The 19,115-nt window shown below is 34.3% G+C and carries 7 protein-coding genes; 3 read left to right on the forward strand and 4 right to left on the reverse strand.

The genetic code is table 11. The annotated features are described in order from the left end of the window. Positions 1-98 precede the first annotated feature (98 nt). From JGH11_RS05565 to JGH11_RS05575, 3 genes are all read right to left on the reverse strand, one after another. On the reverse strand, positions 99-3,974 hold the full coding sequence (locus JGH11_RS05565) for a response regulator (RefSeq protein WP_201110582.1): 3,876 nt from the start codon (positions 3,972-3,974) through the stop codon (positions 99-101). A 308-nt stretch (positions 3,975-4,282) separates the two neighbouring features. Next, positions 4,283-5,128, reverse strand: coding sequence for an outer membrane beta-barrel protein (locus tag JGH11_RS05570; protein WP_201110583.1), 846 nt, complete (start codon positions 5,126-5,128; stop codon positions 4,283-4,285). 18 nt (positions 5,129-5,146) lie between these two features. Beyond that, entirely contained in the window at positions 5,147-9,340 is a 4,194-nt protein-coding gene (locus JGH11_RS05575; protein ID WP_201110584.1) for a family 43 glycosylhydrolase, read from the reverse strand. 277 nt (positions 9,341-9,617) lie between these two features. Between JGH11_RS05575 and JGH11_RS05580 the strand changes: the two genes are divergently transcribed. From JGH11_RS05580 to JGH11_RS05590, 3 genes are all read left to right on the forward strand, one after another. Further along, positions 9,618-12,218 carry a two-component regulator propeller domain-containing protein gene (locus JGH11_RS05580; RefSeq protein ID WP_201110585.1) on the forward strand — a complete coding sequence of 867 codons (2,601 nt, stop codon included), beginning with the start codon at positions 9,618-9,620 and terminating at the stop codon, positions 12,216-12,218. A gap of 104 nt (positions 12,219-12,322) precedes the next feature. Next, positions 12,323-14,764 carry a glycoside hydrolase family 31 protein gene (locus JGH11_RS05585; RefSeq protein WP_201110586.1) on the forward strand — a complete coding sequence of 814 codons (2,442 nt, stop codon included), beginning with the start codon at positions 12,323-12,325 and terminating at the stop codon, positions 14,762-14,764. Between the two features lie 130 nt (positions 14,765-14,894). Continuing rightward, complete coding sequence (locus tag JGH11_RS05590) at positions 14,895-16,262, forward strand: glycoside hydrolase family 43 protein (protein WP_370567565.1); 1,368 nt, start codon at positions 14,895-14,897, stop codon at positions 16,260-16,262. A gap of 93 nt (positions 16,263-16,355) precedes the next feature. On the opposite strand, the gene JGH11_RS05595 is transcribed toward JGH11_RS05590, so the two are convergent. Next, complete coding sequence (locus tag JGH11_RS05595) at positions 16,356-18,998, reverse strand: MG2 domain-containing protein (protein WP_201110588.1); 2,643 nt, start codon at positions 18,996-18,998, stop codon at positions 16,356-16,358. Positions 18,999-19,115: the final 117 nt, after the last annotated feature.

Here is a 19,115-nt window from a genome sequence, read left to right on the forward strand (position 1 = left end):
CATATAACTTTTAATGTGGGTAGAACATGCTGTAGACACAAACACGCGAGGTTAATATATCACAGTTATATAGTCGTTAGCAAGTGATTCTGGCATATTCAAATTTCAGTCGGAGACTTATCAAAGTGCTTTTTGAAAGCCGTACTAAAATAGCCAACACTCGAGAAACCGCAAAATACACTTACTTCGGTTACACTATATTTTCTGGTCTGCAGCAATTCTAAAGCATGGTTTAGTCTAATACCCTTAATAAAATCAACTGGAGATTGATTGGTTAACGTCTTTATTTTTTTATATAGAAGAGATGGACTCACATACATTTCATTAGCAAAATCATCTTTCCCAAATTTAGGATTATCCATATTTGCATGCACAACTTCTATTGCTTTTTTTACGAACTGGTCATTAAACTCATTTGCAAAAACTTGCTCTTCCCCTCCTTTTGTTATAGCTTTCAGAGCCCTGTCTCTTACTGCATTTCGGTTCTGAATAATTGATACTATTTTTTGAAACAAAAGAACCATATCAAAAGGCTTAGTTATATAATCATCAGCCCCTATCGCCAGCCCTCGCAATTGCTCTTCTCTTTCGGTCAGAGCTGTAAGTAAAATAACGGGTATATGTGATGTTTCGAAAGTAGATTTTATCATATTACACAGCTCATAACCATCCATTTCTGGCATCATTATATCAGAGACGACTAAATCGGGCATTGTTTTCTGAATAAGACTCCAAGCCTCATCCCCATTTTGAGCCACAGAAACATTTAATTTATAACTTAACGAGTGCTGAATAAAGTTTCTTAAATCATCATTATCCTCAACTACCAGAATCTGCATATCTTTATCTATAGAATTATCTTTTATTGATAATCTTTGGCTAAAGCCCGTTTGCTTAAAATCTATATCCTCTCTGTTTAAAGTAAATACCTCATCATCCTCATTTATCGCTTTAATAGGCATGGTAATTTTAAACTTAGAGCCCTCGTTTTCCCTGCTATCAAAACTTATCGAACCTCCATGTAATACAACATAATGTTTAACCAGTAGTAACCCTATTCCCGAACCTACAATCTTTGAATTAATAGCATTCTCGCTACGATAAAATTCCTGAAAAAGCTTATTCTGCTCTTTTTTTGATATTCCTATTCCATAGTCCTGAACTTCCATAATCCAATCATTTTTATCGAAAGTCATAGTAATCTCTACCTGACTGTTCGGATACGAATACTTTATAGCATTTGAGATTAAATTATCTACTATTTTAGTCATCATAACCTCGTCTACTTTAACATAAAAATAAGGCCGATTATGGATTAAGATCAATTCAATATTCTTATTTTTAGCTAACGACTCGAACATTAGCTTACGATGTGATACAAATCTTACAATATCAATCATGCTAAGCGACATTTGTTCCTTGCCTATATCAACTTTTTGAAAATCCAAAAGCTGGGTTGTTACAGAAGAAAGCCGTCTAATCTGTTCGATAGCTAAACATAAAAAATATTTACCTCTTTCTGTTAAATTCGGCTCTTCACTGAGTTCTTCCACCGGAGCTTTTATTAGAGTTAAAGATGTTCGAATATCGTGAGCCATATTTGTAAAAAATCGAACTTTATCTTCTGTATGTTGCTGTTTTAACCTATTTATATAAAATTTTAATGACGAATATACGATATATGATAATATCAGTATAATTAGCAATCTAAACCACCATGTATTCCAAAACGGAGGAGCTATATATATAGATAATTGGCGCTCACTGATTATTTCAGACAAAGAACTGTCAAACATCCGAATTTTCAACTCAAAGCTACCACTCGGTAGGTTCGTATAAGTAAGATTTCGATAATTAGTCGGTTCAGTCCAGTCACTATCTATTCCTTCCATTTTCCACGAAAATTTAGAGTCGGCAGTAGATGCCCCGATAAATAAAAATTCGAGTGTTAAGGTATTTTGAGTATAATCAAGCGATATTTTTTTTAAAGCATCAAGAGGTTCATCTAATGTAAATGCTGAATTTTTTCTTATAGATCTCCCGGAAACAATTAGATCTTGAAAGAAAATACGTCCCTCGGATGGGATTGGCTGTAAAGATATAGGATCGAACATTATTGCCCCATTATTAGTTCCCCATATTAGCTCACCACTTTTCAGCTTGAATCCTGAATTTGGATTAAAAGAAACATTTAATGTAGGAGATATCGAAGAATATACCGAAACATTATGATCATTTGGGTCAAATTTACATAATCCGTTTTCTGTACCTAACCATAGATAACCATTTATAAGAAGAATGTTATTTATATAGTCTGATAACAACCCTGATTTTGTAGTAAACTTATTAACCGATTTACTTTCTAGATTAAAACATAATAAACCATCACCACTAGTTCCAAGCCATATATCGTCTCCCATAATTAGAATGTCCTGAACTATATGGCCATCTAGTATAATCTGGGTTGATTCTTCTTTTTTGTCTAATACACACAATCCGAAAGTACAACCCAATAATATTTTATCCGGAGACAATTCTGCGAATACATTAACTGGCTGATATGGATAAGCCTTAAATCTATTTTCAGAAGCCTTATAACAAAAAATATTACCTGGAGGGCCTCCTAGCCAAAGGTCTCCATCGCTATCTTTAAAAATATCAAAAATAAAGTTATTAGTAAGGGTTGAATTTTGCCGTTCTTTTGAATAATATGCTTTTTCTTCACCTGTTTTGCCATCAATTACATGAACTCCTGAAGAATAAGTTCCTGCCCATATATTACCATTATTATCTTCACAAAGGGATAAAAATACTTGAGCATTATCATTCTTACTATCAAAATAAGTTTTCCATTTATTCGTTTTCACATTCCAACAACTTACACCGTTGTTAGTTGCAAACCAGATATTGCCCTTACTGTCTTCAATTATTCTATTTACATCGTTATTTTTCAGCGAGTTTTGATTATTTATATTATGAGAAATCTGAGTTACATTGTGTGTCTGCCTATCGAAGAATGATATTCCGCCACTATAAGTACATACCCACACTCGTTTATTACCCTCACTAAAAATATCATATACTCCATTTCCTTTCAAGGATTGAGGATTATCTGCATTCTCTTTATAGATATTAAGGACTTTATCTCCAGCTCTGGTCAACTCCCAGACTCCTTGCCCATCGATTCCTATGAGTATAGTAGAATCGCTATTGACAGAAAAAGCCTGAACTGGCTGTTTTGGAAAATTTTTAACAGAAACTTGCTGTAATTTTTTATCAGAAATATCAAAAATAAAAGCACCATCTGTACTACTTCCCAGCCACAGTTTTTTTATTTTTCTATCATAAAAAAGTTTGACGAACTGAATTGACTTATATGATGAATAATCGCAAAGCTTTTCACTTTTTTTGCTATTTGTATTCAAGAGCCAAATTCCACCATCACATATAACAAAGAATCTATGGTCCTCATACCATTCAATAGTGTGTATCTCTGTAGTGAATCCTTCAAAACGATGCAATTCTTTATTATGATATCTGTATAGGCCAACCGAAGATGCAATTATATACGACCCATCATTATTAACAACAACTTTACTTATTCCTAAAAAATAATCATTTAGAGGCTTTCTAATATCTATTACCAGACTAAATTTATCAGACACTTCTTCATATTTAAATATCTGTCCATTATTGGTATAAGCCAAAAGAGTCTGATTTTCGTAGGTCAGTTTAACAAAAATTACATTTGCTGTTTCATAGGGTAATTTGTAAATACGATAATCATCTCCGGAAAGCCTCAGTATGCCGGTTTTTGATGACCCCCAAATAAAACCATTATTATCTTTACATATAGATGCGACTTCTCGCATATTTATATTTAAAGTTTCATTGATATTATAAAATTTAGTATTTGATGAATAACCGGTAAATATTGATAATATAATCAATAATGTGATCATTATAATTTTCATAGTAACAAGATAAAGTTTAACTATATCATATTTGTTGAGAGCCAATATTCAATATTACGTTAGATCTGAAACTTATCCTATTAGTACAAGGTTAACAAAATTCATACAAATAATTTTTTACTTACATTTTCCTTCTTAAATAATCAATTATAATTCATTTATATATTTAGCCAGCTTACTATAATATACAGACGAAAGGTCTGAATAAAATATTCTATTCAAGACCTCTTAATAATTAAACAATACTGATAAAGTATTGTTACGAACAAAGAACGCTTAACTTACGTTATTCATCGTCGTGAAGCAAATCATAAATTAAATGATAGTCTTATTTTTATTCCTGCAGCAATAGGTACAGCTTTACCTATAACCTTCGTATTAACAACACTATTGTTAACAAAGTTTTCAGATTCATCAATTTTATATTCTATTAGCTTTTTACCCTTCTTACTTATATCATTAAGTCCAAAATCAAAATACCCTCCGGTATAGAAAGAAAAGGCTTTATCCAATTGCCACTTTATACCGGTTTCAATAGATAAAAGACAAGCTATTTTTAGACTAATGTCATCCTTTATATTTTGTCGCTCGAAATTTCCAAATCCCATAAACTCTTGTGTATTTAGAATTAGGTCCTTTTCTCCACTCCAAATCGGATATAATCCAGAATTAGAAATGGAAGCATTCAGTATCTCATATTTACCTGAAACCGGTATACCAAATTTGAATCCACTCCCTACGAAAAAATGATGATTTTTAAGAATAGGAGTTAGATAGTGTACATGAATAGGAATGTTCAAGAATAATGCCTCTTGCTTTTCTTTATAGTTTGTAACCACTGTTCTAAACTCAAAATCATATTCTCCATCATTACTACTATAAGAATCTGAATAGTCATCCAATGTTATTTGAGCATTATGTAGAGATAGCTCTAGCCCTGTCCCAACACTCCATTGCTTCGATAAATAGTAATTATACCCTATTCCAAAAGAACCTCCTATACAATTCTTCATACTTCCAAAATCACCACTGTATCTCAACGTCGATAAACCTCCAGAAATAGAGAATGATATTTCGTGCTTCGAAGGGCCTTGCGCTAATATATTTTTCTGTGGGAATATTACTATTATTATCAATATTAATATTTTCTTCATATTCTTATAAATTCATTGTTACTTTACAATTAACCGCTCTTGCCCAGTCCATCCTTCCGACACAGCTTTTAATATATAGATTCCGCTTGAAGAAGGCATAACAATGGTCGTCACATTTCCTGTTGCTTTAGTCGAACCCATTTTTATTCCGTTAATATTATATATCTCTATTGTTGTTTTGTCTAGGAGACCTTGGTCAACATCTAACAGAACTGAGACAGTCTCTCCATTCTTAATCGGATTAGGATATATCTTCATCAACATTGAATAGTCTATCTTGATTTCTTTGTCCCATGAACGAAGTACCTCGCCACCTTTAGTCGTAAGCTCTACATAATAATTTCCACTTAGTTTGTCTGTTTTATTAGGTCCTGCCGAATAATATTGACCTCTCGAAATTTCTTTTCCGTTATTGAACCACTTATACTGATCAAACTCAAATCCTCCGTTGGTGCTACTATTACCGTTTACAATTAAAGTATTGTCCCATCGTGTAATAATAATGTCATCGAAGTTAAAGCGTTTTTCTAGTCTTAAGGTATAATTTTGACTATGTTTCCCATCCGGAGAAACAATCTTAAAAGTCAAAGTCTGAATAGAAGGCTTAGATGTATTTACTACCATCTTTTTGCTAACCAACTCCTCATTGCCAATAAAAACTTTTGCATCTAAGGCAGTTTCAATTATAAATGAGTTTTCTGATAATGTATTATCCCGAGGAACAATATACCATTCATTTATATCAATATCTTTACCATCTTCAGTTATCAATCGATGTAGAGAAGCGTCACTGTTCCATTCACCTTCTTCATCCAAATAAGGATATACATCTTCAAGATAGATAGGAATATTACCAAATGACCAGAAACCGACTCTATATATTCGGGACAAATCTAAAGGTTTCGCCTCTCCATCTATATACTTAACTAAGGTTTTAAGCTCTATTTCAAGTAACTCTGTCCCATCTGCAATATTAATCATCGCAGGTTCTGTCCAATAACTACTTTCATCCCATATTCTGAAAGAGAAATTACCTCCTTGTACAGGCTTTGTGAATTTAACTATCAAATGTGAGTACTCCGACAGGTTTAGTCCGTTGTTAAACTCCCAACCTCCGAAGCCAAAAGGACCTGTTATCAATTTGCCATTACTCTCATCAAAGCTACCATCTGTCCATATTGAAGGGTTTAACAGTTCACTAATTAAAGGGAACATCTTCGAATTGACCTGAACTTCCAATGATCTAGGATCACCAAATGCAGACTTATAGTTTATTGTAAGATCTGCTGCCCCCTCCCTTAATCCAACTATTTGCCCATTAACATATCTTATAATATCAGGATTATTATTAATTACTGTCACCTTGGTAGTAACATCCTCCTCACGCCCATCTGCAAATATGGCCGTCACCTTTAATGTTTTGCTCGTTCCAACAAGCATCGTTATATCATTTGATTCTGTTTTAAGATCAACAAGTGTCAATTGTTCCTCAGAATATCCAACGAAGGAATCATCGTAAAATTTATCTTCGGTAAAAATCTCTTCCGTACTGAACCAATCTACATCCACATAACCACCCAACTCTGAGGTTGCATAGTTGAATATACTAAATTTGACTCCGCAAAAAATGTCATAGTCGTAGACCATTGTCAACTCATCCCCCAACTGTTTATAGCTCACATTGTCTAAGCTGTAATAAAATCGGGCTTTACTTGTTCCATAGTTTGTTATTGCTCTGAAATATATAATAGAATCATTAGTTACTTCCCCAAAACTATAATTCGTATTATTTTTAATAAAAAGTTTTCTCTCCCCACTCTCATACTTAACCCCAATCAAAGCATCAGGTTTTTGAAATATTCCTAGCCCAGCAACATCCCCCTCTTGCATATTTTGTATATGCATCTTGATTGTACCATACGAATCTATCTCATCCGAGTGATAACCGAATATTCTTTGAGTCAATGTATTTTTAGCATCTATAAATTCATTTGTAACTTTTGCTGTTTTCATTCTCAAAAAACCCGGACGTTCCGTCAACGACCATTTTGATCCATCGGCATTATGATTCCATCCCCATTGTAGTCCCAATTTATAATCTCTAAAATTATCGTTCGTTGGTAATATTCTAATTGGGTAATCTCTCCCGACATTTGGTTTTTGATAGGTTTTAACACCTTTATTTACTCCATCAACTTTCACCCCTATTTCAGGCCAGTTATCGGCCCATTTTATCGGCTGCAGATTGGGTAACCGCCCATAAGGAAGCTTATCATAGAATAATACAGTCCACCATTCTCCTGTCTGAGTTTCAACTAATGCCCCTTGATGAATATTATCATCGTCCAACAATATTTTTTCTTCATAAGGGCCAAATATGTTTTTTGATCGTAAGGCCGTTTGATAGGAAGGAAAACCTCCATACGTAGCATAAATATAGTAATACCCATTTATCTTATACAAGTGAGCACCTTCAAGCCCCTCCTTTGCTGTTCCTGTAAAAACAGATTCTTCTTTTATAAATTTAAATTCTTGATCCAACTCGGTTATTCTAAGTTTCGAAATACCATGTGCGATGTATATTTTTCCATCTTCATCAAAGAATAATCCCGGATCATAATAGCTATGAGATAACTTCCGAATACTCCATTTTTCAGAGGGATCTGTCGCTGTCATCAAATAACTACCTTCATTCAAGGTCGTAAAAAGTAGATAAAATTTACCATTGTTGAATTTTATACTTGTAGCCCATTGTCCACGTGCATACCTGTATTTTCCGTCTTCTCTTTGGCAGTTAGAATCCATATTATAGCAATCATCGGATTCTATCATCTGTAAAGGATTACTACAATATTCCCAATTAACCAAATCATATGATTTAAGAATTGTTGCCCCGGGGAAAATATGCATCGTTGTTGTTACCATGTAATATATATCACCTACACGGATAACATCCGGATCTGGAAAATCTGCATGAATTAGCGGATTGGTATATGTTCCATCCCCATTATCGCTATGAGATTGATTTAAGAAGTCAGGCCTTGGATAATTTGATTTAGCATACTCTTTGTACCAATGATATGTAGGCCACGGACATGACTCAGGATCATTTAAAAATGTATATTCTTCTCCTTGTGCAGGTGGTATACCCGTAAATTTTGCTAGTTGGTCCGGAGATGTAAAGATAAGCCAACTAACATTTCCTGCATCATCTACAATTTTCTTAAAGTTGGCACCAAAACCGTCACCTCCAGCTGTTCCCGTATGCCCTTTCCCCCACGATGCCTGATATTTTTCATCAGCCCAATCCATCTCTGTAACAACTATTGGGGCAAAATCGGCAACAGGTTTTACATTTATGTCCCATTCTTTTTTGAATGTTTCATAACCGTTTGCGCTACCAAACCATCCCGGATATATATGAATTGCATAACCTATATTCTTTCCTTCTATCGGATTTAGTGCATACCCTTTATATAACGATTGATACCCTAATCCAGGAATCCAAAGGATATTGTCGCAACCCTGACTTCTCATGACATCTACTATCTTTTGAAAGTATTCTTTCAATTTATCGAAATGTCCCTGTGAACTTGCTCCATAATCACCTTCTGGACCTAATATATTTATTGGTTCATTAGCTAATTCGAACATAATATTAGGATGATTCTTTAGCTTAGGATGCTGAGCCACAATAGTCCATACCCGAAGAAGAAACAGGCTATAATCATCACCTACAGCTATTCTTTCGGGACACACTCCCGGCGGACGCATTATAACATATAATCCTTTAGATATGGCATACTCTGCCATAGGAATAAACACTTCATCCAAGTATTTCTTAAAGCGGTTTTCATCAAAACAGTTTGGAGCTTCGTGATAATCTGGGATACATCCGGGAACATTACTCCAATGTGGATCCATATGTAAGCGAAGAAAATTCATCTCCCAACCCACTTCCATTATTTTATCGATAAGGCTTTTATTATATTTCAAACAGCCATCAACATCATAGCCATCCCAATATTTTCCCATTTCGTTAAACCACGGACTATATGTTTGGGCAAAGCCATGTAAATTAACAATATTACCATGGGTATCCTTCAAATAGCGACCGTCTATATGAAGGCTAGGGAGCTTAGTTTGGGCACTTAATTGTAATGAAATAGCGGCAATAATTATAATAATTAATGCATTTGATTTTTTTTTCATCAATAAAAATTTACAATTTCTGTGTTTATATTCTTATAGTGTTTTTCAATTCCGACTCTTGGAGTCATCAAAATTTTTGATCCTGATATTTATTTTGCGTTTTTCATAATCAATTCGATATAAGTAAACCTCCCAATAGTTTACATAACACAAATCTAGAAACTGATTTATATACTGATTTCCAGTTTTAGATAATATATTTCCAGTTTTAGATAAATAAGACTAGACTCAATGCTAACATGCCATTTTGTATTTCTAAAAGTTTTATCTTTAGAATATGAATTGGAAATTCAAAATAATAATAGTAATTATATTACATCTCTTAGCTATATATATTGTTAAGGCCAACGATTATGTATTTACTCCAGTAAATGTATCTCATGGTCTAAGCGATAACCAAGTACGATATATTTTACAGTTACCTGATGGACGAATGGTATTTACGACAAGTGGTAATGTAAACATATACAATGGAGCGCATTTCTCGTATATTCACCGCACATTCGGATCTACTTACAGACTGAGTACATACGATGGATTTTATCGTATCTATCAGGATTCAAATTCTCATCTTTGGATAAAAGAACTAAATAAATTATTTTGCATAGATTTAAAGACTGAGCAATATGTAAAAAATATAGGCAATTATTTCAAAGAGCTTGGAGTTGAAGAATCGGTAGAAGATATGTTCATCGATAGTGAACATAGAATGTGGTTACTTACGCTTCATGGATTACTGAGGCTAGATACGCAAGAATATTTTGATTTATCTTCAAACAGTGGCAATTTACAGGACTTAGCTGTAGAAAAAGACAACTTATACTTATTCTATAATACTGGTGAAATTGTATGTTATAGTATAAAAACGAAAAATCAACTATACAGTAAAGCGGCATACCCTGAAGCAGAACTTGAAAACTTTAAAAACACATCACTCGTAGTCAAAGGAAATGATGGATTGTACCAATTACGAAATGGAGTAAAAGGGGGCTTCTTCTTTTTTGATATAAACAGACAAATATGGGAGAAAATACTCGAAACAGACTACGTATTAAATACATTGATTGTCGCCCCCGACGAAACAATTTATATTAGCTGTAAAAATGGAATTTGGATAATTAATCGTCGAACAGGCAAAAAAGAATATCTACCAATCTTAAAGACTATTGAAGGCGACATTATCAATACAGAAATAAGTACCATATTTTATGACAAGCAAGGCGGTTTATGGTTGGGAACCCTTAATCGTGGTTTGTTATATTACCATCCATCACGCTATAAGTTTACATATATAGGACGTTCCTATTTCCCTGAACCCATCTCTCAAGACATTATGGTACAGTATTTTGCCGAAGATAAGAGTGGTAATATATATGTAAAATGCAATTTCAAGTTTTATCAATATAAATCATCTTCGTCCAACAATCGTTCTTTGATCCCTATTGAGCAATCAACTTTATCTTCAAAAATCCAAGAAAAATTAAATGTCAGCCCACAAAATATTTTTCGAGATCAAGAGTATACATCCCTTTATACAGATTCAAGAGGTTGGACTTGGGCTGGAACACAAGATGGTTTAAAATTATTTACTTCTGATAAAGATAATGGACAAACCTTCTATACCGAGAATGGTTTAAGTAACAACTTTATACAAGGGATATTAGAAGATTTTGAAAATAACATCTGGGTTACAACCAGTTATGGTATATCTCAAATAAAAGTTGATCCAACAACCAAGAAGTTTCATTTTGTGAATTTCAATATTTACGATGGAACATTAGATGGCGAATATATCAGAGGATCTATTTTTCAGGCTAGTAACGGCACTCTCTACTTTGGTGGAATAGATGGCTTCAATATGTTAAATCCATCCGTTTTATCTCCCTACAACCTGCCTTTTAAACCTATTCTTACAAATTTACGGTTACGTGGAGAGGATGTTATTATTGGAAAAAAATATGATGATAGAATAATCCTTTCCGAATCAGCCTCTTTCACTGATGAGATACAACTATCTTATAATCAGAACTTTTTAACGTTCGAGCTCTCGGCAATCAATTATATAAATCCAACACAAACCTTTTATCGCTATCAATTAGTAGGCATAGACAATAATTGGATCGACACTTATTCTAAAGGTCAAGAACAGAATGATGGTATTCTACGAATCCCATATACAAATCTGCCTGCCGGCAACTATATACTACGAGTTATGGCCTCTGATAACAATGCAGAATGGAATGGAGACATTTACGAATTAAAAATAACGATTCACGCTCCTTGGTGGAAAACAACTACAGCTTATGTTCTTTACTTGTTATTCCTAATTCTTATAATATTTGTAGCTGTATATTTATATACATATATTACAAAAAGAAAGCTTGAACGCCAACACAAAGAGGAAATATTATTACTAAGAATTCGCAGTTTAATAGACCAATGCAGTCAATACGAAGTTGAACAAAAAAAATATACTGATCAAACAAAAGGTTTCCAAGAAAGGGTAAATAAGCAACAAACCGACAATTGGAATTTTTCCCCTACAGATAATGTATTTCTCGCACGTGCTATTGAATTTGTTGAAAAAAACATCAACAACCCCGATTATTCTGTAGAGCAGCTAAGCCGTGATCTATGTATGGATCGAACGGGCCTATACCGCAAGCTCATAGCTTTACTGGATAAGTCGCCATCGCTATTTATTCGAAATATACGTTTACAGAGAGCTGCACAACTTCTACTTGAAGGAGAGTTGAGCATAGCCGAGATTACAGATATGATTGGATTCAGTAGTCCAAGCTATTTTAGCAAATGTTTTCAGGAAATGTACAATTGCCGACCTTCTGAATATGCTGAAAAAGTAAAGAAATCAACATAGCTTCTATTTGTTTCAACATGGTTAGTATACCCTTGTGAATGTCTATAAATAACTTTAGACTCAATTTAATCAATTATTAACTAACGAGTTTAACTACCATGAACATGAAATCTTTTAAGATATTAATGTTGCTACTTTTCGTCTGTAGTACCGCATTAATAGCACAGAGTTATGAAAAAACGAAATATGGACTTAAGACTACAACCAATTCGCTGGATCTGGAAATTCAGTTTATCAACCCATCTACTGTACGTATATTAAAATCTCCGCAAGGAAAGGTTTACACCAAAGAGAGTTTATCTGTAATTGAAAAGCCTCAAGATGTTAAATATTCAATTGTCGAAAAAGACAATAATATAAGGATAAAAAGTGACATTATTGAGGTTACTCTGAATCTATCATCAGGATACATTTCATTTTACGATTCTAAAGGGAATAAGTTACTAGCCGAGAATAACACTCCATCATTCACAGACTTCAATGATGCCGGAATAAAAACTTATAAGGTAAAACAGTCGTTCATACTCGATAAAGAAGAAGCTATTTATGGCCTAGGTATTCTTCAGAATGGAAAAATGTCTCAACGTAACCAAGTTCGTAATCTAATTCAGGGGAATACTGATGATGTTACAACGTTCATTCAATCAGTAAAAGGATATGGATTATTTTGGGATAATTATTCACCTACAAAATTCACAGACAACCAGAATGAAACATCGTTCGATTCCGAAGTTGGTGATTGTATCGATTATTATTTTATGTATGGAGGAAATTCTGACGGAGTAATAGCTAAAATGCGATCATTGACAGGCGAAGTACCAATGTTTCCTCTATGGACATATGGTTTTTGGCAAAGTCGTGAACGTTATAAAAGTCAGAATGAGCTTTTGGAAGTAGTGCGTAAACATAGAGAACTCGGTGTTCCTTTGGATGGTATTATTCAGGATTGGCAATATTGGGGTAACAACTATTTGTGGAATGCAATGGATTTTTTAAATCCTGAATTTTCTAATCCCCAACAAATGATAGATGAAGTACATGCCAACAATGCGCATATAATCATTTCCATCTGGTCTTCATTTGGTCCTCACACGAAACCTTATCATGAACTTGATCAAAATGGAATGTTGTTCAACATCAGTACATGGCCTGAATCAGGACTTGAAGCTTGGCCCCCAAATATGGATTATCCGTCGGGAGTTCGCGTTTATGATGCATACAATCCTAAAGCTCGCGATATTTATTGGAAATATCTTAACGAAGGTCTATTTAAACGAAAAATAGATGGTTGGTGGATGGATTCTACAGAACCGGACCATTTAAGATGGAAAGCCGAAGATTTTGATACTCAAACCTATTTAGGTTCCTTTCGTAAAGTACGCAACGCATATCCTCTTATGACTGTAGGTGGAGTATATAAAAATCAACGTGCAATATCATCAGATAAACGTGTATTTATACTCACTCGATCAGGTTTTGCCGGCCAGCAACGTTATGGTGCTAATGTATGGTCGGGTGACATAGGCTCATCTTGGGAATCGCTTCGTAAACAGATCCCGGCAGGTTTGAACTTTACATTAACAGGTAATCCTAATTTTAACTCAGATATAGGCGGTTTTTTTGCCGGAGAATATAATAAATCATGGAATGATGGTAGTGCATCTAAAAACCCTATGTATCAGGAATTATACGTTCGCTGGATGCAGCAAGGAGCTTTCACCCCGATGATGCGTTCGCATGGTACTGATCTTAAAAGAGAAATATACTATTTTGGTGAGAAAAGCGAACCTATTTATGATGCTATTGAAAAAGCAATCCATTTACGTTATTCTCTGTTGCCTTATATTTATTCTACATCATGGGAGGTGACCAATAAGCAATCGAGCTTCATGCGAGCATTGGTTATGGACTTTGCAAATGATAAAAATGTATGGGACATGAATGATCAATATATGTTTGGAAAAGCTATTCTTGTTGCTCCAATAGTTGAGGCTCAGTATACACCTGAAAAGATAGTGAAAGTAAACGAAGAAAGTGGCTGGAATAAAAAAACGAGCAATACTGAAAAAGAAAAGGAAAAGATAGACTTCACTCAGAAAAAACATACTCAAGTGTATTTGCCTGCAGGAACTACCTGGTATGACTATTGGACTAATGAAAAACATAATGGTGGTCAAGAAATTACAAGGGAAACGAGCATTGACATGATACCTCTTTATGTGAAGGCCGGAAGTATAATTCCGATTGGGCCAAAGGTGCAATATGCAACTCAAACGAGCTGGGATAATCTAATATTGAAAGTATATGACGGAGCAAACGGAAGTTTTATTCTTTACGAAGATGAATTTGATAATTACAACTACGAAAACGGCGCATATACAGAAATACCTATAACGTGGGATAACTCGTCTCGCAAACTGGCTATCGGCCCAAGGAAAGGCTCATACGAAGGTATGCTGAACAATAGACAATTTACAATTATTCTTCAAGACGGGGCAACTAAAAAGGTTAATTACGACGGAAAGAAAATTGATGTTAAGTTCTAATTGATTTGACTACAAATGCATATTTATTTCAATTCTGGGATAACATTTAGCTGATCATACAAACAAAATACGGTATAATAGTTATGCGGAATGAAATTCAGTGTGCCGGAAAATAATGAAACAACATATTATGAACAGATTATATATAATAACAGTAATACTGTTTATTGGCACTCTTGCAAATATAATAAAAGCTCAAGAGCCAATTATCCAAACAAAATTTACAGCTGACGCAGCCCCAATAGTACATAATGGAACCGTATATCTTTATACTGGTCATGACGAAGATGATGCCCCTGAAGGGATGGCTGGATTTCGTATGAAAGAATGGCTTTGTTATACTAGTACCGATATGGTAAACTGGACTGAACGTGGCGTTATAGCAAACTTATATGATTTTAAATGGGCCGATGCAGCCATTTCAGGTTGGGGTGAATTCGAAAACGGTGCTTGGGCATCTCAATGTATTGAACGTAATGGTAAATTCTATATGTATTGTCCAGTACAAGGCAGAGGTATTGGAGTATTAGTTGCAGACAATCCGCTTGGGCCATTTAAGGACCCTATCGGTAAGCCTCTGATAAGCAACCAGTATGACAGTATAGACCCAACAGTACTCATCGATGATGATGGTCAGGCATATCTATATTGGGGTAACCCGAACCTTTGGTATGTAAAACTGAATGAAGATATGATTTCATATTCAGGAGAGATTACAAAAGATTCATCGATAGCTAAAGTAGATGGACAAAAAGACCCATATCATTATCAAGAAGGACCATGGGTATATAAACGAAATGGACATTATTATCTGGCATATGCCAGTACATGTTGTCCCGAAGGTATTGCCTACTCAATGAGCGATTCTCCTATTGGCCCGTGGCAATTCAAAGGTTATATAATGAAGCCCGATAGAAGATCGTCTGGTAATCATCCTGGAATTATAGATTATAAAGGTAAATCTTATCTTTTTGGGTTTAACTATCGATTAAATTTTATGATAACCGACAAGCATCACGAGCGTCGTTCTACTTGCGTTGCCGAGATAAAATATAATTCGGATGGTACAATACAAGAATTACCTTGGTGGTATGAAGGCACAGCAGTTCAAGCAGTAGGTTCTATAAATCCATACAAGAGAGTTGAAGCTGAAACTATGGCTTGGAGTGAGGGTCTTAAAACAAATAAGAATGATAAAAATGATATCTATATAACGTCCATAGACAATGGAGATTACATTCAAATTAAGTCTGTTGACTTCCAAAAAGGAGCAACATATTTTCAAGCATATGCCGCCTCGATCAACGGTGGAAATATAGAAATCAGAATAGATAGTCTTGATGGTCCACTTATCGGTAATTGCCAAATTGATAATATCGGGGGTTGGAGATCTTATAATTCTGCTATAAATAAAACGAGTGGAATACATGATTTATTCCTTGTGTTCAAAGGTGGTGAAGGACAATTGTTCAATATAGATTATTGGATTTTTAAATAACCCTTTCTAAGGCTATTAATTTTAATAAAATCACCTTCTATCTACGATGTACATTAACCAAATAGAAGGTGATTTTACTCTTTCTGTTAAGTATCAATTATCTTGTGTTACCGATATTTCATATTGCGAAGAATGAATGAGATGGCCAAAACTACTCATGCCTTCGATAACAACTCGATATTGGGAAGGAGAATCTGCTGTATAGAAACTGAGAGTTGCCGATCCTGTACTATCAAGTTGTACATTCGGATTCCAATAAATAGTAGTTCGCAAATCCAAGGTTTTACTATCCTTCTCTTCTTTAGTTGAATAAGTTGGAGAATAGAATTCTACTACTTGTTTATAACCAATTGGTTTCATAATCTTTATATTATTATTAATCTTATTCTTTTCTACATAGCCTTTCTTAGTATTGATTATGATTGCTCCAGAAGCAGCACGAGTTCCGAAGATAGGCATTACTGATATTGCAGGAGTAAAGAACACCTCTTTGATATCTCCGATATCCAAGTCCTCATAGTTAAAATTCTCTTCCGGAATATTATCGATAATAGTCAAAGGGATACTATTTCTATGACGAACTTCATTACCAATTACAGATATACCAGGCAATCTCTGTAATAAAGAAAAAACAGATAAAATATTCGACTTATTTACGTCATCTTCAGTCAATACTCTAGATGAACTGATCGAATAATATGGCGATGTTGTCGATTCTCTCAACTTTCTTTTAGCACTTACAGTTACACTTGACAAATTATATATTCTAATGCCATTTTCTGTCATATATTTTTCACCCATCTTAGTTAGGTAGTTATCATTTACCAATTTATAATCCGCTCTGTCAAGTATAGGTACAGCCAAAGGTGGTAAGCCTTGGGCTTTGTCTATTTCTAAGAATACTCTATTCGAGCCCTTCTTATTTAACGCCTGTATCATATAATTTGTACCCTCAGGATATTCTAGATCTTCAAATCTAAATCTACCTTTCTGATCTGGATGTGTTATTGACGTACCTAAGACCGAATCCTTAAAAGCAATTAGAGAAATACCGCCTTCTTTCAAAGCTGTAAATAATCCTTCTGCTTTACCCGTCACAACATCTCCCAGTTCTACAGGATATTGCAAATCTTTCTTTATCTCACCTTTCAATATTTTAGGAACATCATAGCGCCTCCAACCTTGTGTCAGCATCAAAACATCTAAAGATTGTTCTGATTTCTTATTATCTCTCATTAAATAGCTCATTGGCGATTCAATATATCCTTTAAGCTCTGATGAAAGCAAGAGTGTAGATATAATTGTATTAGTTGTATCTATTTTTATGTCTTTTGTATCAACTATTGACATGGAGATATTTCCTGACAAAGGAACTTTATCTTCATCCAGTACTTGAATCTTCAGATTAACTTTGTCTCTAGTTACATAGTGTGCTTTATCCGTAATTACATCTGTATTAGCATAGATACTACCCTGTGTTGAAAAGACAAGACGTTCACTAAGTATATTTCGCTCCTCGTCAATAAGTAATAAATGTATTATTCCTGTAGGAAAAAAGTCTCGTTCGAATGTCAAATATTCTTTTTTGTCATCCCAAAGCTGTTCATAAATAACGGCCCCTTTTATGTGAGCTATCAACTTTGTTTGCACTGGCAACCGATAGTCAGGAGATTTAGCTAATGTTATTCGTAAAAAATTATTATTCCAAAAAGTTTTTAGAGATACAGCTTTATCTAAAGCATCCGGTAATTCAAAACGTTTCGACACGTTATCCTTATTAGTACATATAGCATGATACTTTCTTCCGGGAGAATAATACATTCTGAAATGCCCCATCCCTAAATGGGAACTTTCGAAAGAAGTATAGGGCTGCCCCAGATCATCGAAAACCTGACCTTTAATATCCTCTGATAGCCCTTCGCTATTTATTGATTTAAAGGCCATCTTAATATCACTAGAGACAGGGGCATAACCTCCTTCCGGGAAGAAGGTAACATCGAAACTTTTATCTAAAGAAGGTATTTTTAAATAAAAGTTATATACTCCATATTCAAAAACAGCTTGTAATAGAACTACTCTGTTTGCACGAATGTTTTTTTCATTAAATGTATAGTAGCTCATATCGTTTTCAAAAGTTAAGGGCAGCCCTTCCTTTTCGGTATCTCCATCATAAAAAATAAAACCTTGCTCTGGCATTTTTTTTTCATTGTCAGTCTTATCTATAAAAGATATCTCGGCCTTTATCTTTTTATTATCCTCAAAGAACCTTATTGAGGGTAACATTTTTTCTGTCATTAGGTCTGTAATATAGATAGATTTATGAAAAAAATAATCATTCCCCTGATTTTGCATAAACCTTGTATAGGCCCTTAAGGTGTAGTTTCCTTCCGCTAGATCAGCATCTAACTGGATACTACCATAAAAGCAGCCTGTGCTGTCAGGCCTGATTTTTACTCTTTGGATGATGCTATCCAAAGGATTAATAAATTCCACATAGATATATCGGCTAGCATTTGCCTGCTTTAGGAAGAGAGCATCCACCAAATGTGCCCGAAACCAGATAGTTTCTTCGGGAAGATATACATTACGGTCAGTCTGAACATATATTTTCTCCTGTGGAAAATAGGATATTTGTTCTAGAAATAGTTTTTCTATAGAAGTTGTGTCAAGACTTTGTGCTTGAATATCATTATTCAGAATGACTATTAAAGAAAATATAAAGAATAAGAATCGCATAAGCTATATATTGTTTCTTATATTAAAATGGTGAGAAGATAAAGAAATTGTACTTAAGGGTTACTTATATTTTTCTAATGAAGATAGGGGAATACAAGAAGAGTATCCCCCTATTAA

Origin of the sequence: Dysgonomonas sp. Marseille-P4677 (assembly GCF_016652235.1) — a bacterium.
Taxonomy (GTDB): domain Bacteria; phylum Bacteroidota; class Bacteroidia; order Bacteroidales; family Dysgonomonadaceae; genus Dysgonomonas.

Coding starts and splice junctions, on each gene's coding strand:
- JGH11_RS05565 (WP_201110582.1), bottom strand. CDS start 3,974: ATGAAAATTATAATGATCACATTATTGATTATATTATCAATATTTACC.
- JGH11_RS05580 (WP_201110585.1), top strand. CDS start 9,618: ATGAATTGGAAATTCAAAATAATAATAGTAATTATATTACATCTCTTA.
- JGH11_RS05575 (WP_201110584.1), bottom strand. CDS start 9,340: ATGAAAAAAAAATCAAATGCATTAATTATTATAATTATTGCCGCTATT.
- JGH11_RS05585 (WP_201110586.1), top strand. CDS start 12,323: ATGAAATCTTTTAAGATATTAATGTTGCTACTTTTCGTCTGTAGTACC.
- JGH11_RS05590 (WP_370567565.1), top strand. CDS start 14,895: ATGAACAGATTATATATAATAACAGTAATACTGTTTATTGGCACTCTT.
- JGH11_RS05595 (WP_201110588.1), bottom strand. CDS start 18,998: ATGCGATTCTTATTCTTTATATTTTCTTTAATAGTCATTCTGAATAAT.
- JGH11_RS05570 (WP_201110583.1), bottom strand. CDS start 5,128: ATGAAGAAAATATTAATATTGATAATAATAGTAATATTCCCACAGAAA.